Below are 25880 nucleotides of genomic sequence, written 5' to 3'. Positions count from 1 at the left end.
GGATTTATTTTCCGCCTCGAATATAAGAGGCGCGAAAATCGTGTGTCAAGCGGGGTGGTGTCGGGAAAATGCGGGCCCCGGCATAAAACCGGGGCCCGTTGGAGGTTAGAAATGAACGCGGAGAACGAACTCCATCGTGCGGGGATCGGTGGTAGCCGTCGCCTGACCGAAAGCGTTCTGGAACGTACCGGTTGAGCTGAAGTTCGTCTGGTAGGTTCCGTTTGACTGGGCAGATCCGAGCGTATTGCTGATCGTGAAGAGCGACAGGTGGTTCGGAGCATTGAACATCTCGGCGCGGAACTCCACTCCAATGTCTTCGTGAATTGGAATGTTCTTCTGCAGCGCGACGTCCCAGTTATTGAACAGCGGCCCCTTGATGGCGTCGTACCCCAGGTTGCCGTAGGTTCCCGCAGCCGGAACAGCGAACGCAGCAGGGTTCAGATACTGCTTGCCGTTATGAGCATAGGGATCGCCAACCAGGTTCGGGCGCTGGGCAACAGAGGAAGTTGTCACGAGATTGCCTGCGACTGATTGGCCGGAGGGCTGAACCACATTGATCGGCAGGCCGTTCGCAATACGGGTAATACCCGAAAGCTGCCAACCTCCAATCACCTTCTTGTACCAGTCCTGCTCATGCTGCCAGAAGGGGATGGGATAGACGTAGCTGGCTACGAAGATCTTAGGCTGATTGTAGTTAGCCGGACCGTAGTCAGCGTGCAGGTTGTTGCTATCCTGCGGTTGGTAGTCGAAGGTAGAACCTTCGGTCAGAGCCTTGGACCAGGTATAGGAAATCGTCGCCAGGCCACCGTGATTGAAATGGGTCTGCATGCGGAACTGCAGCGAGTTGTAGTTCGCATGGGCTCCATTGGTGTACTGGTAGATTTCGCCGTAGCCGCGATACGGGCGCCATGCGTTACGCTGAGCAGCAGCCAACGGATTTGCCTGCTCCGTGCCGGCAGCGGCCTGGTTCAGGTTTTTGCGGTAGGTCAGGTTCGCTGAACGAGAGCCTACATAGTTCAGCTCAACGGACGTGTTGTTGAACAGCTTGTGCTGTACACCAAAGCTGTAGCTGTGAATCCGCGGGGGCTCCAGGTTCATTGCCGCCGAGTTGCCGATATTGGTTGGCGTGGACTGTGTACCGATGCTACCGAGGCCGTCCACGTTGCCGGCGCTGGCAAGTGAAGCAACTGCGGTAAACGGCAACTGCGACGACGCACCGTAAATATAGTTACCTTCGACACGCTCATAGGACATGCCGTAGCCGCCGTGGACCACGGTAGTCTGTTTTCCCGTCAAGTCATAAGCGAACCCAACGCGTGGAGCGAAGGTGTTGTACTTCGTTTCGACAATACCGCCGGGCTTGTTTCGGAACAACGCCTGCACCGCCGGGTTGTTGTATACGGATGGCGCTACCACCTGCTTCGCCTTCTCGGAGAAGCCGTTGCCGGGCAGTACAAGACCGTTGTAGGGCGAAGGGTTGGAGGTAATACTTCCATTTGTCTGGCTGATGGTCGCCGCCTTCGATTGATCGAATAGTGTCGGGTCGAAGAATGCGGTGTTGTTGGGCCAGCTTGAGATAGGCGGCATGAGCTGCCAGCGGAGGCCAATATTCAGGGTCAACCGGCGAGTCGTTCTCCAGTCATCCTGCACATAGGTTTCAAACTGCGGGAAACGAGCCTGGATCTGGGGAATGTTGCTGCCTTCGGTATAGTTGGCGAAGTTGCCTTGAACGAGAGCATTTAAGGAACTGAAGGTGAACTGCCCGTTCAAAGCCGGCGGAGCCGTCTGGTTCTTACGCGCGCGCCAGAAGTACCCACCAATCTTGAGAGAGTGGTTCCCCAGCACGCGCGAGAAGTCATCCTTCAACGCATAGATACGTTGATAGTTATCAAATTGTCTCGGCGATACGTTGGGGTTGCCGAATCCAGTGATGGTGATCTGCGGAATGATAGGGGACGCGTTATACAAGGTCGCGTAGGTGAGTCCAAAGTCCGAACGGAGGATCTTTGCTCCTCTGAACTGAGGATTCGCCCGGATGTTCCCGCCCTCATTGATGATGTTTCCGGAGTAGGAACCCGTTGCGACGTTTACCGTCTTGTCATTGAAGGTATGCGTCCACTGCAGCGAAGAGGTCAGTCCGGGGATGGTGCGATCGTAGATCACGAAGTTCGTCGGATTACCCACGTTGAGCGTATTGTCGTGAACGAAGTGCCCGCTGATCTGGTTCTTCTCGTTCATGTTGTAGTCGACCTTGACCAGGTATTCGGACTGGTTATTGTTTCCCAGGCTGAGGTAACGGAAGTTGCCGCTTGGGTCCTGCAGCACCGTTGCAGCAAGAGCACGACCGGTCGCAGTGGATCCTCCCGCTGAGATAGCAGCTGCGATGGCCGCCGGAGTGGGAACCGTCACATTCTGCACCGTCGAGGTGCGAAGGCGCTTGTATTCCTGTGCGGCAAAGAAGAAGAGCTTCTCCCGGTTCTTGTTGAAGACACCAGGAATCCAGATCGGACCCCCGATGGTATAGCCGAAGTCGTTATAACGGAGCGGCGCTTTAACCGGAGCCACGCTGTAGGAGCTGATCGCCCGGAAGGGATAGGCCTGAACAGCGTCATTGCGCAGATACTCATACACGCTGCCATGGAAGTTGCGGCCACCGCTCTTAATCGCTACCGATACCGTCGCACCGGAGGTTCCACCGTAGCTGGCATCGTAGGCAGATGCAACGTTACGGAACTGCTGCAAGGAGTCCGGAGAGATGTTGACGAAGTTGTTACCGCCGCCGCCATTGTCCTTATTATCGACGCCGTCAATGAAGTAGTTCGCCGAATCGGTACGGATACCATTCACCGACTGCGAGCTGCCGCTAACACCATAGGTACCGAAGAGCGCGAAGCCTCCGGCGATCGTCTGCGATACACCCGGCTGCAAGGTGAGAAGCTGAATGTAATTTCTGCCATTCAACTGGATCTGCGTCGCTTCCGTGCTCGAAATCACGCCGCCGATCTCCGCCGTCGTTGTCTGGATCAGCACATCGCTCGACTTTACCTCGATGGACTCGGTGGCCTGGCCAAGAGCAAGCTCGACCGGTACGGACGGTTTGCTGCCCACGTCCACGTGAACGCCGGTCAGGACCGACTTCTTGAATCCCGCAATGGTCGTAGTGACCGTGTAGATGCCTACGGGAAGGTTAAGAACGACGTAGTTACCGTCATCGTTCGATTTGACCGCTCGGCTGACGCCGGTGGCCTCGTTGATTACCGTGACATCCGCCTGAGGAACCGCCGCGCCGGAAGGATCGGTGACAGTGCCCGAAATCTGCTGGCTGTCCACCGCCTGTGCTGCGGAAATTCCTATTGACGAAATAAGTATGAGGAAAAACATCAGAAGCCTTCGCTTCATATACGCCCCCTGTTTCAATGACTTCCTGTGGTCACCCTGTGTGGAAGAGGACTTCCCTGCGTTACAAGGCAACCTGTTTTTAGAGTTCCGTCTTTGACGGCTTTATTACGCGGGCAAAAATATATAGGGAGAATGCAAATGACTGTCAACCGAAATTTTGATGGGTGCCGAAACGTGGGCAGAAAAAATGTTTTTATGAGTCGTCTCATAATTCTGCAGAGGCTTCCTCCCGGCTCTATCAGGCGGTTTACCGATCACCTCTCTGAACCGCTCTTACGGGGAGCTGACAATCAAATGACATCCAACGCAACAAAAACTCACGTTCCACTCTTGGACCCGGAACAAAGGATGATGTAGTCTTGCTCGCACCGGAACACCAGCTCTGTTTCGGCACAAGTTTAAAGAAGCTCTTCCAGGTGCGAGGTATCCGTGATGCGGTTCCGTCGGCGTGGGTTACATATCTTTGCGGCAGGCCTTCTCGGGCTTGGACCGATCGCGTTCGCTCAAAATAGCACTGTACTGATTCCAGGGCCGTTGCGCTCGTTCTTGCGCATGGCGGGTGTCAGCCAGAAAGCCGCCCCGGAAGATGTTCTTCCGCTCTTCGCGCGTAGCGTTTTCATCCGTGGTTACTCCGGCGGCCGACCATCCGAATATCTGATGCTGCTGGACCGTTACGTCGCCCAGGCACGGGAGCTGCAAGCGCTCGCCGGCCCCGCGGGAACTCTCAAAGTCACAAGCTGCACGGACGCCGTCCCGCTCCTGCAGATCCTGGGTTACCGCATCCGCAACGGCTGCGGAAAGACCACGCTGCTTACGACCGCCGATCCCGACCGCGCCTTTCTGACCATCGATTCCGGTTTTCCCCTCCCCCAGCTTGAAGAAGCACTGCAAACCGGTCAGACCTTCACCATGCCTTACACCTACTCGCAGGTGCCGGGCCTGTTGCACGAGGGCGACTGGTTCAGCATCAGCACCAGCCGTCGCCGCGGCATCAGCAGCCTGATTGACGCCATCGTCGACGATCCGTCAGTAGCACGTCTTTACTGGGCGATGAGTAAGCTTGATCCTGAAACGCGCAACGTACTGCTGCGCCAGCCTGGTCTTCGCCGCCTGGCGCCGGTCAGCGCGGTCCTCGATTTCTATGGCGGCGAGCTCACCGTCCGCGATAACCGCGTTGTTGTCCCTGGCGGCCCAACCAGCGACAATGCCTGGAAAGATATTGTGGGAGCAAGCCCGCAGTCGCCCGGAGACTTCATCCTTCATCTGCTTGCGAAAGACCGTGGCTGGACCGCGGCTTACTTCGATTCCCTGTCTCGCGCCAGCCGTGAGGAACAGGTTCACCTTACCGAGCCGACGCGCATGAAGCAGCTGTACGAAGCTTTCCATCCGTCCGATTCGGATCCGCCTGCGACTCGTGGTGTCTTCCGCCGCGCTCCCGATATCCTCGTCCTCTTCTCACGCGCAAACTGGGCTCCCGATGGCACACCTCATATCCCGGGAGATATCGATACATGGAAGCACATCCTCGCCGATGCTCCGCGCAACCATGCCACAAGCGAATGGGCCAAGCACGCAAAAGGTTGGAATCGTCCGGAGCAGGTGCTGCAAGGGATGGTTGGCATCTCCCGAACTGATATGGAGAGCGGACCGCTGCAGGTCTTCCTCCAGACCAACGCCATCGACCGCGCCCGTGGCAATGCCAAACCGCTCGACCCGCAGACGGTCCGCCTGATGGCATCGCACTTCTCGCAGTATGCCAACTGGTTCCCACTCTTTGCGGAATTCCCAGAACTCGACAATGACTCGATTCAGCAGTTCATCAATACAGCTCAAACTGTAGGCGGCATCTCCAATGAGACGCTTCGGGGCAATGCTCTCGGTTCTTTCCAGGCCATAGTCGGCATATGGCAGGTACTGGCCCGGCAGGGTGAGATCCAGCCCGCAATGCTGAACGCCTCCTGGCAGCACATGCTGGAGCCCTTCAACAAAGTACAGAATGATACCGAGCTCTTCGACCACGCCCGCGAATCGCTCGGCCAGCTTGCCATGGCGGCCGCCGGTAAGCCGAACTGCACTCAGGACGAATGGATCAGTCTGCTTGGAGGGCCAAACCAGAGCAGCCGCGAAGGCCGCGCCATGCAGCAGGAAATGGCCGGCCGTATCCGTTCCGTCATGGTCGATCAGCGGCTGGTCTCGCTCGACACGCTCTTCACCTTAAGTGACGGTCTCTCTGCTCTTTCACAAGGCACAACCACCGCGGACAAGCTGCTGCCGATGGCCGAGGAACTGCGCGAGTTTGAGATGCCGCGCGCCATTCTCACCACAATGGAGCGCATCGAATGGGCTCCCCGCGGATACTCGATTCGCCATGCGCAGCTCCAGGCGCGCACCGACATGACGAAGCTGCTGAAGTCGCAACCAAACAAGCAGCAGCTTGAGAATGCCCGCGGCACCCTGGCGGCCTTCCTCCGCGACACCCTGGTGGGCCTGAACTACGCCTACTACGAGCCGCCGGGCGCGCAGATGCTGCACCACAATCCCGTCTTTGTACGTGCCCATGACTTCACTGGCACAACCGTTTCCAGCCCCGAACGTGCCTGGATGATCGCAGAACTCTTCGGCACCGGTTCACCCGCCAGTGGGGGCGCCTATCTCGCCGGCTCGTTGGCTGATCTTCCCTTTGCTTTAGCAAAGTCGGAGCAGGACTTTATCGTTCCGGAAAATGTACAGGCGCTTATCTGGCGCGAGCTGGTTCCCGAGCTTCTCGTCTCCGCAAGCATGCCACGCTGGTGGGAGATCACCGCCCCGGAGATGCATGCCGCCGCTCTCTATCAGCGAGCCGGAGAAGACCTCATCGATCTCGCCCGCAAGAACCCGGAAGTCCGTTCCCATGTTCGCAGCATTCTGGAAGATCGCCTGACCGTTGGTCAAATAATGACGGTGGACGACGCATGGAACAGCAAGACCGCCAGCCCGCCAAAGATAGCTCCTGCCGATGCCTTCTATCTCGCCTCGCTGTACCGCACGCGCTTCCCGCAGGAGCAGGCATGGAGCCCTGCCGATCAGGAACTCGAAGCGTTGAGTAAAGAACATCCGGAAGAGTCACGGCCTGACCGCATTGCGCGCGACTTTGGTGTACCGCACCCGGTCATGGACTCCAGCTATGGCCGCGATCTCCTGGCGATCAAACCATTTCCTTTCTTCGGAGGCTTCTCGAGCCGCCTCTTCGGCGAAAGCTGGGACTCCAACAACTTCTATTGGGCCCGCCTTGCCGATGAGCTCGGCTATCAACCGGTCATGCTTCATCGCCTTGTGCCGGAACTGACACGGCGCATGACGGCAAAGATCTTCGCATCGCACATTGAGGACTGGGCAGCACTGGACCGCGCCATGCGAGAAACAGGAGAAGACTTCCGCCATAGTATTGCAGCACAAAAAGCAGCGCAGGCCGTTGCAAGCAGCGCGCAATGAAATCTTGGAAATTACGGGACACTGAGTATGTTTAGAAATTTGTTGACTGGAACGTCATTGGGTCTGTTAGTGCTATTGCAAGGCGGCCTGCGTGCGCAGGAGGATAACTCGCGTATTCGCGTCAACGTCGTACTCGTACAGTTGAGTGTCGCCGTTACAGATGGCAAGGGCAATTACATCGGCGGTCTGAAACCGGATGATTTCGTCGTTACCGAGGATAAGATCCCCGAAAGGCTCGCCGGCTTTGAAGAAGGTGTCACCACCCTCACGCGCGCGGCCGACGATACAGGCATTCCAATGCCCACAACGGCGCCACAATCCATTCCCGCGCCCGGTGACCCGGCTCTTCCATCCGCAACCGGCGGCCCTCAAACTGCCGGGGCCAGCGTCTTCATTCTGTTTGACAGCAGCAACTACATGTACCGCGGCTTCGTCTTCGCGCAGGACGCTATCGCTGATTTCATCCGTTCACTCGAAGGCGTCAGCAAGGTGGCCTTCTATTCGTATAGCCGCAATCTCTCGAAGATCACTCCTCTCACCGCTGATCGTAGCGCCGTGATCCGCGGCGTCCGCAACACCGTCGCCGGCGACGATGAAGCTCTCTACAACAGCCTTCTGCTTACCTTGAAAGACGCCGCTCCGCTGCATGGCCGCAAAGCCATCGTCGTCTTCTCCAACGGTCCGGACAACGCCAGCATGGTTCCCCCGGAAGACGTGGCCGAACTGGCGCAATCGACCGGCACCATCATCTACATGATCAGCACCCGCGAAGCTCTCAACGATGAGGCCTCGACGACTGTCTTCGAACGCATCAGCAAGGCGACCGGGGGTAAGGCTTACTTCTCCAAGAGCTGGAAGGACGAGAAGATGGCCTTTGAGTCCATCCGCGAAGATCTGGCGCACCTCTACTCACTCAGCTATTACCCTGCACCCAATCCCAACCAGGGCTGGCGCACCATAACCGTAAAGCTGGCCGACAAGAGCATGCAGAAATACAAGATTCGCACCCGCGAAGGTTATCGGCTTCAGCAGACCTCGCAGGTTGCACCGATCGCTCCTCCAGGACGCGAATGGCCGGGCGTGCCACCGCCACAGTAGAGCAGGGAAAATGCTCTAGCCATAAAATGACAAGAGCCGGGGATCCTCTCCCCGGCTCTTTTGTATTTCCTGATCAGTCCAGCTTGCGCAGCCAGATATTCTTGACCGAGATCTTGCACGGCTGGCTCTCGATCTCAAATCCGATCAGACCAGCCTGATTGTTAACTGACTTAGGATCGTCATCGATATAGATCGCCATCAGGTGGCCATTGATGATGTGCATCATCACACCACCGCGCGCTATCACCTCATAGTCGTTCCAATCGTTGATCTTCACATAACCACCAAGTGCCTGCCGGTCACCGATGTCTGCGACCAGACGATTCGGTTTTCCTGGAATCGTCTGCGTCACCTGCCCACGCCATGCCAGGATGCCCTGCATCGTATTCTCCGAGTACCACTGGCCGGTATAGATAAATGCCTGCGGTCTTACCGGAAACCAGAAGTCGGCCTGCGGCCCCGTCATCATGTAGCGCAGATCATAGGGAGGCAAACCCGTTGGCTGTGCACGCGTCCACGGGACTCCGGTCTGGCTGCGATACTGAATGCCGCCACCGCCGCCCTTCTCCACCTTGATCTGCAACTTCAGATCGAAGTCTTTCGTCGTATCTCCGCGATAAACGATGTAGTTGTTCCCGCGCGGCTTCCCTTCAAGGGTTTCACCGATCATCACGCCGTCTTCCACGCGCCAGATCGTTGAATCGGCATCCCATCCGTTGAACGTCTTGCCGTCGAAGATCTCTTTGAAGCCTGTGTGCTCATTGATGTCATACGGATCAGGCTCATGAAACCTTGGCATCCCCGGCAACGGTTTACCATCGGGCCCGATCTGGGGACGTCGTACCGGCTGCGCCGTATCCCCCGTGGCAGGCGCCTGCGCCAGCAGGCCTGCTGAAGCACACACGAGTGAAGAAAAGCACAAGAAACAAATGACATGTGAGCGAAGAGAGCGAGACGGCCGATACGGCATAGGAGCCATACAGTTTCCTTCCTTCTAAAGGAGAGTTTTCAGGGACCGCTGGCATCCTATCGCGACACAAACACAACTGGCGAGAGCAGGAACAGAGAAAATGCAAGGCACTCCGTAACGAGAAACGCAAGGTCTGACCACTAACGATCTCGTCATCATTCGAAACGGGATGCCGGACCTCAGCTCATCTCGCAGCCCGGACTAGCTTCTCGCACCAGATGCTTACGTCCCCACTCACACATCATCTGCACGATCGGAATCAGAGTCTTCCCGTACTCGGAAAAGGAATAGTACACGCGGGTCGCGCTTTCATCGCTTTCGGCTCGTTGCAGAATGCCATCGCTGACAAGTTCCTGCAATTGACGAATCAGGACACGCTCGGTGATCTCCGGAACAGCTCGCTTGAGTTCACTTGTTCGTTTTGGACCGTCCTGCAGACACCAGAGAATCGTTCCCTTCCAGCGCCCGTCGAGCACACGCATCATGGCATCTACAGGGCATTCACCGGCTTCTTTCTTCGATACCGCCATCCGATCCCACCGCGACTTTATTGATGACTGACTGCAATCATGCTACGCCAGTCCCGAGGAGAAAGAGAGCCATGGCAACCACCAGAGCAACAACTCGCCATCTGTGGAGCAGATTCCACCGATCATGCTCCTGACGTAGCTTTTCCGTAAACGCGGACGGAGCTGTAGATGCGATCCGATTATTGATCGGCACGAGAAAGACAATCGTCAGGACGATCACCACCATCCAGATCAGGCTTGCCGCCCAAATCAAATGCACCTGCGGTGAATGCCGGTGGGCGATACCTTCCGCAATCAACAGAAGCAGACAACTCGCATACCAGAATGGCATAGCTCTGCCCAACTGCTTCGCGCCCAGCGAGGTCGCAATGTTTCTCGCGTCATTGGGAAGCTTGGCGAAAATGGGGTTAATAAAGACAGCGACGCATAACTCCACGCCCGTCATAAGTCCAATGCAGATGATGGTAAGTATCTCCATGACGCCTCCGGCTACTGATCTTGCTGCAGTAGAGACGCTGGCGCATGCCGCTCCGATTCGGAGAGTCCTACTGACAAATCTGTCACTACCCTAAAACCTGAATGAGCGATAGCTTCAGGGAATCACCGCGACAGCTTCAATCTCAATCAGACACTCTTCGCGAAAGAGATCTTTCACCCCGGCAAGCGTACTCACAGGCGGGTGTTGAACGTCGATGTACTGATCCCGAATGGTCCGCAACGACTTCAGACGATCGGTATTCAGCCCAACCACGTAATAGTTAAGCTTCACCAGATTGGCCGGTGTTGCTCCATTTTCGGCAAGAATCGTCTTCAGATTCTCAAAGGCCTGCTTTGCCTGTGCATTGAAATCATCTTTCGCGATATGGCCGCTTTTATCGGCGCCGACCTGTCCCGAAAGAAAGATGAGCTTCCCGCTCGTGACAACTGCTGACTGACTGTAACCAGGCGATGGCGCCAGCGCCGGAGAGTTGTGGAACTGGACGGGAGAGTTGATCTTCGCTTGCCCGGAGGCAGAGGCCGAAAGCATCAGACAAAAAAGAAGAGAGGGGGTTGCCCCCCTCAGGAAATTCACAGCATTCATGCAGTAACCTCCGCGGAGCGTTCCTCAAAGGAACTCTCATTCATCAGAGATCATAACGAGGAAGACCTTACCGCGGAAGGATCTTCACAATCGTGATTTGGTCTGAGATCGTGAGCGGCACTGTCTGATTTGTCGTGCGGGTGCTGCTCCAATTCAGATTTCCCGTCGTATCGAACGTACCGATATTGGGGGTGTAGTAAGTTCCACCCAGAGAGAGAGTCACCTGCTGCGGGGTCACTACCAGATACAAGCAGTTCACCGGATCATAGCTGCTCTGTTCCGACCAGAGGAGCAGCCAGAAGCTTCCATCATGCTTCTGGAGCAGTAGCTTACGTACGTTCGCATCTCCTCCAGTAATGGCATAGGGCAAGGTACCTGGAGTAAAGCTCGGTCCCGGATCGGAGAGATTCGCAATCAGGTTTTGGATTGCGTAGTACGCCGGCCGAGGATTCATATTGCCGTCAATCAGTCCGTAGCCAGGCGAATTGACCTCTTCGAGAAGTTCATACACATACGTCCGGCTGACGCCGTCAAGAAATGAGAGAGCATACGTCCGTGGAATGTAAGACTCCTCTACATCCGTTGGGATCGTATACGGTGTTGGATTGCCGGGGAAGCTTAAGTATCCTGTCTCGCTGACCAGCGAAGGCAGTCCGGGCGCGTCGAGATTCGCCTGATCCAGCCAGAACGGGAAGGATCCATAAGCATTTCCCTGCGCGTCCGGGCCACCCCATCCGGCGCTGCCTGGGTTACGCCCACCGAAGTAGACGTGCAGATTGTTATGAGTCATCAGAGAACTGATATTGCCAACCGCCCCATAGGTTTCGTATCCAGCGAACGACGGCCCCAGCACAGGTATCTTCAGCGCCGTTCCTGCTGAACGTACTGCCGGAGTAAACGCAATCATATTGGCCATGCTTGCGCTTACAGAGGCACCGCAATTCCCTGCGACATCACACTCATTGGGAGCTTCAAGAAGCTCCATGTCTTTGTCCACAGCCGAAAGTTTCTGAATGGTCTGTGATGTGATTGCGGGATCGTACGGCACCACATAGTTCGTGCGGATCCCAGACTGTGCCAACTGCTGATGCCGCGTGGTGAGCGGCGCACCCCAGTTGGGATTGAAGTATCCATCGCGGACGTGGCGGATACCAAGACGCTGCAGATACGTCAGCACCTTCGCCCAGTTGGTATAGTACGGCGTGTTGTCGTAGGTCATGTGCGTGACCACACCCATCGAGTCAACAAACGCATCGGCGGATGAAGCCTGCACCTGAGGCAGGGTTACTGAATTTGAGGTTGTATATTGCTGCCCCCCGGCCGCCAGCACCTCTTTCGCAGAACCGCATCCCAAAGAAACAGCACAGGCGCTTAGGAACAACGCTTGTAGTGTTTGTCTTCTGGATGGTTTGCAGTGTCGTAAGGCCAGCTTTCGAAAAACCTTCTTGCAGGTTACATCCACGGGCTTCGAACTAAATGATGACGACTGACCCGCTGCCAGCATCCTCCCAAACAAAAGAAAACTCAAACAAACCATCCTTCAGACACACCGCCGCCAACGTGCAGAAGCGGGCAAAGAGCTCGCACAACAGCGGCGGCGTCGACTTACGATTGAAATTTACGTGCTCGGTGTTTTCATCCTAAGCGGGAACCATTCCAACGCAAGTTTCGGGATGCCACACAAAACGGCTTCCAGACCCATTTTGGTCCAGAGGGTCCAGACTTCGCGCCAACCGTACACGAAAGCGCCTTCTTCCATAACTGCCCGTAAATTTTCGAGAAATCGATCCTTACCGGGAGCGAGAGATACACACTTATCTAAAAGTCGGGAAGGCGACATTGAACCTGGTATTTGAAGAATGGCACTAACAAATCTGTCGGGACCTTGGGAACTACTGACCGCAAAAGCCTCGATCTCGGCAAGAATCGTCTTCAGGTTCTCGGAGGCCTGCTTTGTCTGAGCATTGAAATCGTCTTTCGATATGTCCGCTTTTGTCGGCGCCGACCTGATCCGACAGAAAGATTAGCTTCCAGAGCGCGGAGTTATGGAACTGAACGGGAGACTTGCTCTTCTCCTGCCCACCTGCAGACGCCGAAAGCGCAAGACAAAAAAGAAGAGAGGGGGTTGCCCCCCCTCTCGAAATTCAAAGCATTCATCCAGTAACCTCTGCGGAGCGTTCCTCATGGGAACTCTGATCCATCAGAGATATTTAACGAGGAAGACCTTACCGCGGAAGTATCTTCACAATCGTGATTTGGTCTGAGATCGTGAACGGCACTGTCTGGCTTGCTGTATCCGTGTTGGTCCAGTTCAGATTGCCGGTTGTATCGAACGTGCCGACACTAGGAGTGTAGTAGGTTCCTCCCAGAGAGAGCGTTACCTGCTGCGGAGTCACGGGCGTATACACGGTATGCACGGAGTCATAGCTGCTCTGCTCTGACCAGAGGAGCAGCCAGAAGCTGCCGTCTCGTTTTTGGAAGAGCAATTTGCGCAGTGAGGAATCTCCTCCAGTGACGGCATAGGGCAACGTTCCAGGGGTAAAGCTCGGGCCCGGATCAGCGAGAGTTCCGATCAGGCTCCGAATCGCGTAGTATGCCGGCCGCGGATTCATGTTGCCGTCGACTAGTCCGAAGCCAGGGGAGTTGATCTCATCGAGAAGCTCGTACACATACGTCCGGCCAATGCCGTGGAGATAAGCAAGGGCATACGTCCGCGGGATGTAAGACTCTTCGACATCTAGAGGAACGGTGTAGGGAGTCGGATTACCGGGGAAGGTCATGTAACCCGTCTCTGTTATCTGCGAAGGCAGTCCTGGCCCATCGAGATTTGCCTGATCGAGCCAGAACCTGAATGTTCCGTAAGCGTTCCCCTGTGCATCCGGGCTACCCCATCCTTCCGCGCCAGGGTTACGGCCGCCGAAGTATACGTGCAGGTTGTTATAGTCCATAACAGAAGTGAGATTCCCCACTTGTCCATACGTTTCGTACGCGGCAAAGGCCGGTCCAAGCACGGGGATATTCATCGCCGTACCCGCTGCCTTCACAACTGGCGAGAAGGCGGCCATACTCGCCATGCTTGAATCCAAAGAATCGCCGCAGCTTCCCGCGAGGTCACACTCATTTGGAATTTCGAGAAGCTCCATGTCATTGCTGACAGCTGCAAGCTTCTGGATACTCTGGGATGTGATCGAGGGATCGTAAGGAATCACATAGTTCGTACGGATTCCCGATTGCGCCAATTGCTGGTGCTTTGTGGCAAACGGCGTCCAGCTCGAATCGAAATATCCATCACGGATGTGACGGATACCAAGATCCTGGAGGAGCTTCAGCGTCTGAGGCCAGTTGGTGTAATAAGGCGTGTTCCCATAGGTTATGTGTGTGACTACGCCCATGGAGTCGACAAACGTATCGGCGGGAGAGGCCTGCACTTGGGACAATGTCACTGCGTCTGTCGTTGCCTGCCCGCCAGCCGCCAATGCCTGTTTTGCAGAGCCGCATCCCAGGTAAAGGACAACGGCGCACGCGAACGATGTGCGCAGCGTCCACTTGTTGAATTGATTGGTGCGTCGTGAGACCGGTTTCCGAATAATCGTCTTGCAGGTCGTATCCGATGGCTCAGAGATAACTAGAGACTGCTGGCTTGCGGCCAGAATCCTCCCAAACGAAAGAAAACCCAAACTACCACCCTTCAGAGACACCACCGCTAACGCGCACAAAGCGGAGAACGAACGCTCACAGTGGCGTCGTCTGCTTGATTGAAATTGACGTGCTCGGTGTCTTCATACTACCCGGAAACAATTCCAATATTGGCTTGGAAAACATAAAACTATCGGAAATACCCAAACAAACTCTATGTAAAGCCAACCTGGTCCAAATATTTCCTAACTCAGATCCAAATATTTCCCAGCACTTATCCAAATATTTCCCTATCGGGTCGATATTCTCGCGAGAATCAGAAATGTTCGGAATCCGACATTACACGTTGGTAGTTTGTACATTTCGGTTCGATGCATTCTTGAGTCGAAACGCCGTACGTGTTTTGGCCGTGATTTTGTGCCGGTCTTCTTGGCACGATCCCATGACCCAGAAATAGATATTCCTCCGATGTGCAATTAGTTACGTTCGGACAATTCTTGTAAGAGCAGTTCGTTCGATTTGCAATCCGCACGTCTGATCGGCGTGCGCGCGGCATTGTCCAACTCCTGGGTCCGCGTGCAAGCGTAAGCACCACGTGATCGAAAGGTACTTCTATTGCGCAGAGGTGATTTGTAATCATGCACAGCCTTCCAGGTAACGCAGCACTCGCGACACAGCAAGAAAGTTTCTCGTCGCGCCATATCCTCGAAGCCGTCTTTCGGCATCGCCGATTATGGCTTCTTGTCGTCTTCGTCGTGTTCTCTCTCTCTGTGGCGTATACCACTCTCCGGCCGCGTCAGTATCGCTCAGAGATGGACATTCTCGTACAGAACACACGAGCCGATCAACAGATCACCCCCAGCCGCGTCAATGGCACGATCGAGATCAACGGAGTCACGGAAGAACGGATCAACTCCGAGATCCAACTACTCCAAAGCCGAAGCCTGGCCAGTAGTGTGGTCGATCCCGAATGGAAGAACCGGCCAATCGGAAGCATGTCGCAGGCCGAGCAGAAAGCCCATGACAAGGCAATCGACAAATTCGAAAAGGGGCTCAATGTCGACCTCGTGCGTAAATCGAATGTGATTCACGCAACATACGTCGCATCCGACCCCAAGGAAGCCGCCGACGCACTCAACCGGTTGTTGAATGCCTTCCTTGCGAAACATCGTGAGATTGCACAGCCGCCGGGAACCTCCCAATTCTTCGCCAACGAAGCCGCACACTACAAAACCGATCTCGACAAAGCGCAGCTGGAGCTGGCGCAGTATCAACAGCAGCACAATATCGTATCGCTGCCCGAGACAGAGCAGAATATCGATCGCCAGATCAATGACGCCCAGACTGAAGTGAGAAGCCTGGACGCTCAAATCGGAGAGATGACACAGCGCATCGCGAGCGACACACATCAACTGTCCGGCATCGCTCCGCGGCAGACGACGCAGCAGCGCACCATTCCCAATGACTACTCCGTGGAACGATTGAATACCTTGCTTGCCGAGTTGCAGAATGAGCGCACCTCGTTGCTGACGAAGTTCACCCCGCAGGACCGCATTGTGCAGGAGATTGAAACGAAAATCTCGAACACCAAATCTGCCCTGAAGAATGCGCAACAGATGACCTCGCAGGAGAGCTCGACGGACGTAAACCCGGTCTGGCAGTCCATGACTGGCTCCATCATCCTGAACCAGACGAATCGTAAGGCCTTACAGGCCAAACGCGATGCACTGTCCCAACAGGTTAGCGAGCTCCGCAGGAATCTCTCTCACGCTGAAGACTCTACGGTCGAATACACGACGCTACGCCAGAAGGTTGCCGACCTGACCAATAACTATCAGCTTTATACGCAAAAGCACGATGAAGCACAGATGGCGGACTCCATGAACGAAAACCGCCTGCTCAACGTTGCAATACAACAAAATCCGACCTACTCTGCGATGCCATTTCGTCCAAAGCCAGTCGTGGACTCGATCCTGGGTGGTCTCACTGCAATCTTCCTCGCCAGCTTCCTGGTATTCCTCGCCGAGATGGGAAGAGAAACCATTGCCAACTCGTACGAGTTGGACAAATACGCGCGCTATCCAGTCCTGGCAACAGTGCCGCTGGATAAGGACCGCAAGAGAAAGAAAGAACGGCTTCCGGACTTTGGTCCGGTCTTGATTGGACTTACTGCCAACGCGGAACCACAAAAGATACAGAGGGCAAGTCTAGTTCGATATCGCTAAGAAGGGTACCTGATATGAAGATAATTCTCGATCATCCGGAGACGGCAGAATGGGCAGCATCGGCAGATGTCTCACGCTCGGTATATCAAACACTCCTCTACACCATCCTGCAGAAGCCGCGAGAGCAGGATTCCGGAGTGGTTATCGCCCTTTGCTCAAGTAACACCGGCGGAGGTGTCACCTACGTAGCCCGGGCTTTGCTCCAGGAACTCTCCAGCTCTGACCTTTCGTCGGTAGCCGGAATCAATTTGAGCTTCTTACGCAAGCTGCATGAGCCAACTGTCGAAGCCATCCGCAACTCGGTTGCAAGATCGGGAAATCACCCTAAGGAAGACTATGGAGATGATGCGGCAGGTAGTCCCCGGCCGCTCGTGCTGTCGGAACGGCGTAGTCCATGGGATTGCAGTTGGCGCTACCGGCGCGACTGTATCGAGCTCCTGCGCTCTGAATTTGACTACACGATCATCGACTGCCCTTCCCTGGATCAATCCGGAGACCTGTTCAGCATTGCCCCATTCGTCGATGGCGTCATTCTGGTGGCGGAGGCCAACCGAACACTCCGACATCAGCCACGCCAGGCCGAGCAGGCGATCACCGCTGCCGGTGGAACCGTCCTTGGTTACATCCTCAACAAGCAAACTAGCGAGGTGCCCCGATGGTTATCCCCCAGTGCATAGAAGGTAAGCAAGTTTCCGGAAGACAATGGAATGCAGTGAAGTTGGCCATTACGCTGGCCATTCTCCTGGTGGCGCCAAGCCATCGTTTGCTGGGTGCTGACCAGCAACTGCACCATCGGCCTGTGTATACCCTGCATGTTGGCGACGTCATCGTCCTCAACTATCGCTATACCCCGGAATTCAATCAGACAATCAAGGTGCAGCCCGATGGCTGCGTCAATCTGAACATCGTCGGCAACATCAAGGTCGCAGGACTCTCCATTGATGATGCCCACAATCAAATTGTGCAGAAGGCCTCTGCCCGGCTCAACAATCCGGAACTGACAATCACGCTGCAGGAGTTCGAGCACCCATACGTGGTCATTGCCGGTGAGGTGGAACATCCCGGGAAGTTCGAGTTGCGAGACGATACAACAGCACTGCAGGCGGTTATGCTGGCAGGCGGCTTCAAAGACTCTGCGCGCGACACGCAGGTCATTCTCTTTCGGAAGATCAACGCCGATGACGCTGAAGTGCGCAAGCTCAACCTGCACAATGTGAAAACCAAGGCCGAGTTGGAAAAAGATACCGAGTTACAGCCAGGAGATATGTTGCTGGTGACCCGGAACAAAATGGAACACCTCGCCCGCTTCATGAAGGCGAGCAACCTCGGCATATTTTTCAACCCGACTCAGATGCCATAGGCATCTCTTCCTGAACGGTAACGGCTAGCTGCGCCCTGCCTCGCACAGCCGTCAGGATTCGTACGCTCTTTTTCGTTTCATCGATGGAGGTTTGCGGTGCAGCAGAAGAATTCGCAGTTCGACGATCGCTCGGCAACCCGCTTTGAGTCGCTCAGCACGCCGCTCATTGCGCCTATGCCGACAGAGTCTGCACTTCGCCTACAACCGTCAGTTGCGAGAGCCATAGCCGGACCTGCGGGCCGCATAGGCGACCTTACGTGCATGAGTGCGGCTCTTATCTATCTGGCTCTGTGGGCTGGAGGCGGACGGCCTGGGATCTCCAGCAACGTCCTTGATTTTCTGTCCATGCGGATTTCTATCGGACATTTTGCCGTACTGGCAGTATGTCTGATCCTGTGGCACACCATCTTCTCCTACTGCGGACTTTATACCTGGCGGCATGTGCGGTCGATAAAGGGCCTTCCAGGCAGAGTCGTCCTGGCAACCTTCCTCTCTTCACTGATCGCAGGAAGGACGATCTCCACGATCTGGCACCATGGCCACTTTGTAAGAGAAGCACTGCTCTTCTGGGTCATCGCCGGCACCGGCGTCATGTTGTCGAGAATCGCAATCGGGCTCTTTCGCCGTTATGTGCAACCTCGTTTCCGGAAGAGCAGATATGCCGTGATCGTCGGCAAGCGTGCGCGCGCCGGCCGGATCGCTGAGGAGCTCAAAGCACACCCGAAATGGGACTACAAGATCCTGGGCCGTGTGGACGGCATCGTATATCAGTCGAAAACGCCGGCCGACTGTCTCGGAAAGATTGGAGATCTTGAAGACATCCTGCTGAAGCAGGTCGTTGACGAGGTCATCGTCGCTCTGCCGGCGAAATCGGATTATGCCGCCATCGAACACACGATCTCGGTCTGCGAGCGAGTGGGTGTCCAGGTGCAGTATCGCGATGACCTCTTCTTCGATGCTTCGCGCCGAGGCCGCTGCTATCGGGAACGCCACGACGACCGCAAGGTAATTCTCAAGATGGTTGAGGACGACTACCGTCATCGCATTAAAAGAGGGATCGACATTGCCGGCGCACTCTTTGGCTTGATCCTCTGCGCGCCGGTGTTCCTTATCGTAGCCATTCTCATCAAGAGCACCAGCCCTGGTCCCGTGTTCTTCCTGCAGCAGCGCTATGGCCTTGGACGCCGCATCTTCCGGATCTATAAGTTCCGCACGATGGTCGTCAATGCTGAGGCTGCCCAAGCATCGCTCGAACATCTCAACGAGAATAGCGGCCCGGTGTTCAAGATCTTCAAAGATCCTCGCGTAACGAAGGTAGGAGCCTTTCTCCGCAGGACCTCCATCGACGAGATACCGCAGCTCATCAACATCCTCAAGGGAGAGATGTCCTTCGTCGGTCCACGTCCTCTGAACCTGCGCGACGTAGGTCTGTTTTCTGAGGCATGGCTGATGCGCCGTTTCAGCGTCAAACCCGGACTCACATGCCTGTGGCAGATTGGCGGACGCAGTAATGTGAGCTTCGATCGCTGGATCGAACTCGACCTGCAATATATCGACAACTGGTCACTTGAGCTCGACCTGAAGATCCTCGCCCGGACTGTGCCTGTCGTCCTGCGTGAGACGGGGGCCGCATGAACTCCTTCGGACGCATGCGAGTCCTCTATATCAACCACACAGGCCAGGTGAGCGGCGCGGAGAGAGTCCTTCTGGACATGATCAAAGGACTTGACCGCAGATACTACGAACCCTTCGTTGCATGCCCAGCGGATGGTCGCCTTACCAGGGCGGTAACGGCAGAAGACGTTCCATGCGTCGAAATCCCACAGGTACGGGCCCGCTTCGGATGGCGACTGAGCCAGCTATGGCAAGCCGCCCGGACAATAAGCCAGGCCGTAGTTGCCGTTCGCCGGACGGTCGCCTATCTCAAACCCGACATTGTTCATGCGAACACATTGCGTGCAGGCATCGTTGTTTCCCTGGCGACTGCAGGTATGTCGCGTCCGTCAATCTGGCACGTACATGACACGCTCCCGCGACATCCTTTCAGCAGCGCAATCCGCTTCCTCGCCTTTCTTTCACGCCGCACGCAAATCGTCACCGTCTCTGATGCTGTAGCCAAAGCCTTCCGTGGCCTGTTTCCCTTCGGCGGGAAAGTGAACACCATCTATAACGGAACCGATCTCGCCCAGTTCCCGCTGAAAGCCTACGGCGATCGTGATTTTCGGTCGACAATCGGAGTTCCCGACAATGCATTTCTGGTTTGCGCTGTAGGACAGATCTGCGCGCGCAAGGGGCTGGTGGAGCTCGTCCGAGCCTTCCAGGGCATACGTCAACTGGCGCCGACGATGCATCTCGTCATCGCGGGAAAGGTCGTCTTCGATCATGAGCAGGAGTACTTTGAGACGCTTCGCCATGTTGCAGCCACACCGGAGCTCAAGGGCCGGGTGCACCTCATTGGTGAAATCCGTAATACGTCGGCACTCCTGCGAGCAGCCGACCTGCTTGTATTGAACTCCTTGGACGAACCTTTTGGCCTGGTCCTCATAGAAGCGATGTCCAGCGGTACGCCTGTGCTTACGACACGCACAGGAGGAATTCCGGAGATCGTTGAGGACGCGCGAACTGGGTGGCTTGTTGAGCCAGGAGACACAGCCGGCCTCGCAGGCAGACTGCTTCAGTTATCGCAGAACCGCGTTCTGCTCGACGCTGCGGCCATGACAGCACGGCTTGAGACCTGCCCGCGATTCTCTTCGGAGAGATTTCGGGCGGAGCTGAAGAAACTCTATGAACGCGTAGTCCCAACAACAACACGGCAGCGGCATACACCTAACCCGCATGAGCTCGGTTCTCTTGTCCGCTGCCAGGTGAACGCGAAAAGCAGTACAGAACACGACTTCAAAACGAAGTTCCTCGAGTAGTCACATTTCGGGGAACAAGGGGTTCTATGCCCAGAATTGCTCTCTTCCAGGACTATCTTGCACAGAACGGCGGTGCAGAACGGGTAACCGAAGCTATCCTCCGGACGTTACCCGGCGCAGATCTTCACACCACAATGGCGGTGCCTGAGCGGCTGCCCCCATATCTTCGCGATGCAGATGCGACGACGACCTGGATGCAGGCACTGCCTGCCAAGGCCAAATGGTACCGTCAATATTTCCTTCTATATCCATTCGGTGTAGAGTCGGCGAATCTGACGGCATACGACCTCATCGTCAGCAGCTGCTGCGGATATGCCAAAGGCGTGAAGCGCAGCAAAAACGCGATTCATGTCTGCTACTGCCATAATCCGATGCGCTGGGTGTGGCGCTTTCCTGAATACATCGCGCGCGAACACTTCAATAAACCTACAAAGATGCTTCTGCATCTTATGGTCCAAGGCTTAAAGAAGTGGGAAATGCAGGCAGCCACGCGGCCCGACTTCTTCATCGCAAATTCGCATATCGTGGCGAACCGTCTCAAACAAGCCTTCGGTGTGGATGCAGTTGTCATCGAACCTCCGATCGTTACATCGCGGTTCTGGGTGAGCAAAGAAACCGAGGATTATTACCTGATTCTCTCTCGCTTGAACGCCTACAAACGAATCGACCTCGCGGTCGAAGCATGCACGCGAACCAATCGGCGGCTGATTGTTATCGGTGATGGTCCAGCCCGCGAATCGCTCGAGGCTATGGCAGGACCAACCGTTACCTTCCTTGGGCGTCAGTCCGATGCCGACGTCAATCGCTATGCGAGCCGTTGCCGCGCTCTGATCTTTCCAGGCGAGGAAGACTTTGGGATGGCTCCGCTTGAGATCAATGCGGCGGGCCGGCCTGTGGTGGCCTACGATGCCGGAGGAGCAACGGAGACCGTGGTGGAAGGCATGAATGGCGTCCGCTTTGGCGAACAAACCGTCGACTCACTGATAGAGGGGCTGGAAAGACTGGAAAGCCAGCAATGGGACCCAGCGGCTATCCGGAGAAATGCGCAGCGTTATGACATCAATGTGTTTCAGGAGCGTCTACTGGGCTTTCTCGACAGCGTATCGCCTGCAGTTCATAGCTTGAAGTTGTTACAGCGGAGGGCTGGATGAGCGTGTCGTCCACAGAATCGATCTCACCACCGAAGTCGGCCGAAACAAGCGCTGGACACGGTGCGCGTGCGGTCGTTCATTCCATCGCCAGCAAGGTTCTCATTCTTGCGCTTCAGGCCTCCACAGGGATACTTACCGCTCGGATGCTTTTACCCTGGGGCCGCGGCGAACTGGCGGCGATGATCTTGTGGCCTCTCTTCATTGCCAGCGTTACGACACTGGGCGTTCCCAGTTCTCTCATCTACTATCTGCGGTTTCGCCCTGAAGATCGAGAAGAACTGATTGCGAATGGCTTTTTCATGGCGACGATACTGGGTATGTTTGCCACAGCAGGCACCGTGTTCCTGCTTCCCCACTGGCTGCATCAATACTCGCCGTCGACCGTACATGCCGCGCAATGGTTTCTCATCACCGTGCCGCTCTGCTCCGTCACTCTCGTCGGCCGCGCAGTGCTTGAGGCATCGCACGACTTCTCCGGCTCGAATGCAATCCAGATCATCACACCCTTCGCAACGCTGATTGGTCTTTTATGTTTTGTGGTCGCCCATCATCTTACGCCATTCACCGCCGCGATCGCATACATCGCCGCGTCCGGCCCGGCGTTCTGGTATATGGCCGCGCGCTTGCGGCGAGTCTCCGCAAGAGTTGTACCTGCGCGCATGGCGACCGTGAAGCAGATCCTGAGCTATGGAATTCGTTCGTACGGAATCGACGTATTAGGAACACTGACACTACAAGTCGACCAGGTACTGGTAGTAGGCATGCTGAGTCCCAGCGCGATGGGATCGTATGTAGTTGTGTTGAGTCTGTCCCGGATGCTCAACCTCTTCCAAAATTCAGTAGTCATGGTGCTCTTCCCCAAAGCCGCGGGGCGTTCCGCAGACGAAGTCATCGCTATGACAGGCGACGCCGTACGCGTAAGCGGACTTGTGACGGCAGCATGCGGCATCTTCGTCTGTCTCGCCGGCCCGCTCCTGTTGCGCCTGCTTTATGGCCGTGAATATGTTGAGGCCGCCGGCGTGCTGCGCATCCTGGTTCTGGAAGTAGTGCTCTCGGGGGCTGTCTTTATTCTGGCTCAGGCCTTCATGGCTCTCGATAGGCCAGGTGTAGTCACCGTTCTTCAGGGGGTCGGGCTTTCATTCAGCATTCCGATGATGCTCGTGCTGATTCCCCGCTATGGAATCTACGGAGCAGCAGTGTCGCTTCTTACATCGACGGTCGCAAGACTGATCTTCGTCTATGTTGGCTTCCACTGGTTTCTCAAAACCAAGCCACCGAGCCTGGTCCCCGAAGGGGCAGATATCCGCCTCTTGTGGAGTGTGGTCTCGGGCTGGCGTATGGAGCGTGCCGCATGACTGTTCTCACAGATGTACAGCAGTATCCCCTCGGCGAGGTCCACCATCCTACGCTGCATCGCGGACAGGTCCTTTGTGCCATCCTGATACTCGTGGGAATGCCCGCAATCTTGATTCTTGGCCATCAGGCCGGACTTTTGCGGCTTGCATTCCCTGCCCTCAGCCTGATCATAGGTGCGTTTCTACTCTGGCGGTCAAAGCCGCACTACGTTGGCCTCACCTTCTGGTTGTGGTTTGTGACTCCGTTTCTCGGCCGCATGGCAGACTATCAATCGGGATACACACCTGCGAACCCGGTCGAAATTGCTCCCTATCTTGTTGCCGGTCTTGCAGGAATTCCTCTGCTTGCGAATCTGCGATGCCTTACCGACCGGGGTACCGTTCCTTATGCCTGCGCATTGGCGGCAATCTTTTATGGCGCCGTCTTCGGTCTTGTGACCCTTCCACTGTTCAATGTATTACGCGCACTATTGAACTGGCTGGTCCCCGTCATCTTTGGCCTGTTCATCTATCAGAATCGAGAGTTCTACCCAGAGTTCCGCAGGGTGATTGAAAAGTCATTTCTCTACGGTGTACTGATCCTGGGAGCCTACGGCATTTATCAATTCTTTGTCCTTCCAGAATGGGACCGTGGCTGGATGTTGCACGTCCAGATGAATTCCTTCGGCGAAATCGATCCTATGAAGACCCGTGCATTCAGCACTATGAATGCACCGGCCATCTTCGCCGCGGCGATGGCCACCGGTCTTCTGCTGTTATTCAACTCGAAGGAGAAGCTACGCCTGCCGGCTGCGGCATTCGGATTCGTTAGCTTGATCATGACCCTCAGCCGTTCGTCGTGGCTCAGCCTGGTAGCCGGCGGCGCATATCTCCTCTTCCGCCTCGGAATGCGTGCGCGCGTCAATTTCGCGATTGCCTCGCTCGCTTGCATCGCATTCATGCTGGCCGCTACGCAGGTTCCTGGTGTTGATGAAGTTGTTGCAACACGCATGCGTACGTTCTCGCAGCCATCACAGGACGTGAGCTATCTTGCCCGTATTGAAGGCCACCAACGAGCTCTTCGCGAGATTGCTGAGGAGCCCTGGGGTGAAGGCATCGGAAGCACCGATACCAACCACAACACCGAAGGCGACGACGATATGATCGGTCCTCATGACAGTACCTTACTTGAGTTTCTCTATTCCCTCGGATGGGTCGGCACGTTCATTTACCTGTTGGGGCTCGGCTATCTTCTCTTTCAAGTGATCCGCCATAGTCGGCGGGATCCCTTTGTCCTCGCGTCGCATGCGATCCTGATTGGCTTTGTCGCACAGGCCATGCTGAACAGCGTCATGCTGGGCGTCCTAGGCTTCATGGTCTGGACATTTGCATCCATGAGCCTCGCTGCAGCTTCCAGTCCAGAGACACGCGAACGGACGCTCGACTATCAACCCAACCCAACCGCCAGCTACGCAACCACTTAGGAGGGGACATGCGAGTTCTCCATATCCTCAACGACGTAACCGACCAGGGTAATGGCATCGTCAATACCGCAGTCGATCTCGCTGCCGAGCAGGCGAGAACAGGCGTTCCCGTGGCCGTTGTCTCAGACGGTGGAGGGTATCAGCCCTTACTGGAGAGAGCCGGCGCAACCCACATTACGCTCAATCAGGCCCGCCGGCCTCTGCAGCTGCTGCGCGCCGTCATTCGATTTGGACAGATCCTCCGCGAGTTCCAGCCTGATGTCGTTCACGCACACATGCGCACTGGACTGCTGCTTGCATGGGTCTGGCGCAGGTTCCGGCGATTCGTTCTGGTCGGGCACGTTCACAATGTCCATGATCGAAGCTCCATCCTGATGGGGCTCGCTGACCGCATTATCGTCGTGAGTCAATCGGTTGCCGTAACGATGGAGGGCCAGGGCATCGCGCCGCACAAGATCAGGGTCATTCTCAACCGAACGTTGCAAAACCAGCGTCAACCGCAACTCGATGAGATTCAGCCGGTGCAATTGCAGCATCCGGCCATTGTTACCGTCGCCGGCATGACAAGCCGCAAAGGCATTGCAGAACTCATCGAGGCGTTTGAGTCTGTCGGACGCAAATTCCCAACGGCGCATCTTTACCTCGTTGGCGATGGGCCGGAACGGAATATCTTCGAACAGCGAGCACAGCAGTCCCTCTTCCATGACCGCATTCATTTCGAAGGGTTTCGGGCAGTACCTCAGGCATACATGCTGAGCGCGGATGTTTTCGTTCTGGCTTCAAGGCGAGAGTCGTTTGGGCTGGTACTGATTGAAGCTCGCCAGGCGGGTTGCGCCATTGTCGCAACCAATGTCGACGGCATCTCCGAAGCTCTGGACGATGGGCGTTCCGGAGTCATGGTGCCACCCCAATCTCCGGAAGCACTCGCCAGAGCCATATCGTCCTTGATCGGCTCCGAGGATGAGCGCGACGCATGGAGAAAACAGGCACTGAACGGAATTGAAGACTATCGTGTCAGTGTCATGGCCGGCGAAGTTCAGAGCGTTTATGAGGAGCTCTCCTTATCGCCGAACATCGACACAGAGTCCAACGTAGTTTGGCAGAAATAAGGGGGTTTGCAGCTCACAGCATGTTCCCATCGAATCCATATCGGAAGACGAATGCAATCTTCGCACGCCGCGAGAAGAATACAGCGTGCCTTGCCTGGTCGGTCATGCGCGACG

The 25880-nt window shown here is 55.8% G+C and carries 18 protein-coding genes; 11 read left to right on the top strand and 7 right to left on the bottom strand.

The window, feature by feature from the left end:
• Positions 1–105: 105 nt before the first annotated feature.
• Positions 106–3381, bottom strand: coding sequence for a carboxypeptidase regulatory-like domain-containing protein (locus AB4Y89_RS10740; RefSeq protein ID WP_442300923.1), 3276 nt, complete (start codon positions 3379–3381; stop codon positions 106–108).
• A gap of 450 nt (positions 3382–3831) precedes the next feature.
• Between AB4Y89_RS10740 and AB4Y89_RS10735 the strand changes: the two genes are divergently transcribed.
• Both AB4Y89_RS10735 and AB4Y89_RS10730 read left to right on the top strand, forming a co-directional pair.
• Entirely contained in the window at positions 3832–6870 is a 3039-nt protein-coding gene (locus AB4Y89_RS10735) for a hypothetical protein (protein ID WP_442300922.1), read from the top strand.
• Positions 6871–6897: 27 nt separating this feature from the next.
• Positions 6898–7968, top strand: a complete 1071-nt coding sequence (locus AB4Y89_RS10730; RefSeq protein WP_442300921.1) for a VWA domain-containing protein — start codon at positions 6898–6900, stop codon at positions 7966–7968.
• Between the two features lie 73 nt (positions 7969–8041).
• On the opposite strand, the gene AB4Y89_RS10725 is transcribed toward AB4Y89_RS10730, so the two are convergent.
• The 6 genes from AB4Y89_RS10725 to AB4Y89_RS10700 all read right to left on the bottom strand — a co-directional run bounded on the left by AB4Y89_RS10725 (position 8042) and on the right by AB4Y89_RS10700 (position 14226).
• Entirely contained in the window at positions 8042–8872 is an 831-nt protein-coding gene (locus AB4Y89_RS10725) for a 3-keto-disaccharide hydrolase (protein WP_442300920.1), read from the bottom strand.
• A 245-nt stretch (positions 8873–9117) separates the two neighbouring features.
• Positions 9118–9468, bottom strand: a complete 351-nt coding sequence (locus AB4Y89_RS10720; RefSeq protein WP_442300919.1) for a winged helix-turn-helix transcriptional regulator — start codon at positions 9466–9468, stop codon at positions 9118–9120.
• A gap of 37 nt (positions 9469–9505) precedes the next feature.
• Positions 9506–9946, bottom strand: coding sequence for an anthrone oxygenase family protein (locus AB4Y89_RS10715; protein ID WP_442300918.1), 441 nt, complete (start codon positions 9944–9946; stop codon positions 9506–9508).
• Between the two features lie 114 nt (positions 9947–10060).
• The gene (locus AB4Y89_RS10710; RefSeq protein ID WP_442300917.1) at positions 10061–10549 is read right to left on the bottom strand and encodes a RidA family protein; all 489 of its coding nucleotides are present in this window, start codon (positions 10547–10549) and stop codon (positions 10061–10063) included.
• A 67-nt stretch (positions 10550–10616) separates the two neighbouring features.
• Positions 10617–11822 carry a hypothetical protein gene (locus AB4Y89_RS10705; protein ID WP_442300916.1) on the bottom strand — a complete coding sequence of 402 codons (1206 nt, stop codon included), beginning with the start codon at positions 11820–11822 and terminating at the stop codon, positions 10617–10619.
• Between the two features lie 952 nt (positions 11823–12774).
• The gene (locus AB4Y89_RS10700) at positions 12775–14226 is read right to left on the bottom strand and encodes a hypothetical protein (protein WP_442300915.1); all 1452 of its coding nucleotides are present in this window, start codon (positions 14224–14226) and stop codon (positions 12775–12777) included.
• A gap of 597 nt (positions 14227–14823) precedes the next feature.
• Here AB4Y89_RS10700 and AB4Y89_RS10695 point away from each other — a divergent pair.
• The 9 genes from AB4Y89_RS10695 to AB4Y89_RS10655 all read left to right on the top strand — a co-directional run bounded on the left by AB4Y89_RS10695 (position 14824) and on the right by AB4Y89_RS10655 (position 25766).
• Positions 14824–16410: a GumC family protein gene (locus tag AB4Y89_RS10695; RefSeq protein WP_442300914.1), complete on the top strand. Its 1587-nt coding sequence runs from the start codon at positions 14824–14826 to the stop codon at positions 16408–16410.
• Between the two features lie 14 nt (positions 16411–16424).
• Positions 16425–17087, top strand: a complete 663-nt coding sequence (locus AB4Y89_RS10690; RefSeq protein ID WP_442300913.1) for a hypothetical protein — start codon at positions 16425–16427, stop codon at positions 17085–17087.
• 35 nt (positions 17088–17122) lie between these two features.
• Positions 17123–17770, top strand: coding sequence for a polysaccharide biosynthesis/export family protein (locus AB4Y89_RS10685; RefSeq protein ID WP_442300912.1), 648 nt, complete (start codon positions 17123–17125; stop codon positions 17768–17770).
• Between the two features lie 96 nt (positions 17771–17866).
• The gene (locus tag AB4Y89_RS10680; protein WP_442300911.1) at positions 17867–19405 is read left to right on the top strand and encodes a sugar transferase; all 1539 of its coding nucleotides are present in this window, start codon (positions 17867–17869) and stop codon (positions 19403–19405) included.
• A complete protein-coding gene (locus tag AB4Y89_RS10675; RefSeq protein ID WP_442300910.1) occupies positions 19402–20688 on the top strand; it encodes a glycosyltransferase family 4 protein in 1287 nt (428 codons plus the stop codon). Before AB4Y89_RS10680 ends, AB4Y89_RS10675 begins: the two co-directional genes overlap by 4 nt.
• Before the next feature lie 26 nt (positions 20689–20714).
• Positions 20715–21839 (top strand): glycosyltransferase, encoded by a 1125-nt coding sequence (locus tag AB4Y89_RS10670; protein ID WP_442300909.1) that lies wholly within the window; start codon positions 20715–20717, stop codon positions 21837–21839.
• Entirely contained in the window at positions 21836–23194 is a 1359-nt protein-coding gene (locus AB4Y89_RS10665; RefSeq protein ID WP_442300908.1) for an oligosaccharide flippase family protein, read from the top strand. Before AB4Y89_RS10670 ends, AB4Y89_RS10665 begins: the two co-directional genes overlap by 4 nt.
• Positions 23191–24657: an O-antigen ligase family protein gene (locus tag AB4Y89_RS10660; RefSeq protein WP_442300907.1), complete on the top strand. Its 1467-nt coding sequence runs from the start codon at positions 23191–23193 to the stop codon at positions 24655–24657. The genes AB4Y89_RS10665 and AB4Y89_RS10660 overlap by 4 nt, the downstream gene beginning before the upstream one ends.
• An 8-nt stretch (positions 24658–24665) precedes the next feature.
• Positions 24666–25766 carry a glycosyltransferase family 4 protein gene (locus tag AB4Y89_RS10655; RefSeq protein ID WP_442300906.1) on the top strand — a complete coding sequence of 367 codons (1101 nt, stop codon included), beginning with the start codon at positions 24666–24668 and terminating at the stop codon, positions 25764–25766.
• Positions 25767–25880 lie beyond the last annotated feature (114 nt).

It is taken from the genome of Terriglobus sp. 2YAB30_2, from assembly GCF_052114765.1.
Taxonomy (GTDB): Bacteria; Acidobacteriota; Terriglobia; order Terriglobales; family Acidobacteriaceae; genus Terriglobus.
This window is presented reverse-complemented; position numbering and strand designations above follow the sequence as displayed.

Bases quoted from the DNA above. Each gene is read 5' to 3' on its own strand.
- AB4Y89_RS10740 (WP_442300923.1), bottom strand. From the start codon at position 3,381: ATGTTTTTCCTCATACTTATTTCGTCAATAGGAATTTCCGCAGCACAG.
- AB4Y89_RS10735 (WP_442300922.1), top strand. From the start codon at position 3,832: ATGCGGTTCCGTCGGCGTGGGTTACATATCTTTGCGGCAGGCCTTCTC.
- AB4Y89_RS10730 (WP_442300921.1), top strand. From the start codon at position 6,898: ATGTTTAGAAATTTGTTGACTGGAACGTCATTGGGTCTGTTAGTGCTA.
- AB4Y89_RS10720 (WP_442300919.1), bottom strand. From the start codon at position 9,468: ATGGCGGTATCGAAGAAAGAAGCCGGTGAATGCCCTGTAGATGCCATG.
- AB4Y89_RS10715 (WP_442300918.1), bottom strand. From the start codon at position 9,946: ATGGAGATACTTACCATCATCTGCATTGGACTTATGACGGGCGTGGAG.
- AB4Y89_RS10710 (WP_442300917.1), bottom strand. From the start codon at position 10,549: ATGAATGCTGTGAATTTCCTGAGGGGGGCAACCCCCTCTCTTCTTTTT.
- AB4Y89_RS10695 (WP_442300914.1), top strand. From the start codon at position 14,824: ATGCACAGCCTTCCAGGTAACGCAGCACTCGCGACACAGCAAGAAAGT.
- AB4Y89_RS10690 (WP_442300913.1), top strand. From the start codon at position 16,425: ATGAAGATAATTCTCGATCATCCGGAGACGGCAGAATGGGCAGCATCG.
- AB4Y89_RS10675 (WP_442300910.1), top strand. From the start codon at position 19,402: ATGAACTCCTTCGGACGCATGCGAGTCCTCTATATCAACCACACAGGC.
- AB4Y89_RS10670 (WP_442300909.1), top strand. From the start codon at position 20,715: ATGCCCAGAATTGCTCTCTTCCAGGACTATCTTGCACAGAACGGCGGT.
- AB4Y89_RS10665 (WP_442300908.1), top strand. From the start codon at position 21,836: ATGAGCGTGTCGTCCACAGAATCGATCTCACCACCGAAGTCGGCCGAA.
- AB4Y89_RS10660 (WP_442300907.1), top strand. From the start codon at position 23,191: ATGACTGTTCTCACAGATGTACAGCAGTATCCCCTCGGCGAGGTCCAC.
- AB4Y89_RS10655 (WP_442300906.1), top strand. From the start codon at position 24,666: ATGCGAGTTCTCCATATCCTCAACGACGTAACCGACCAGGGTAATGGC.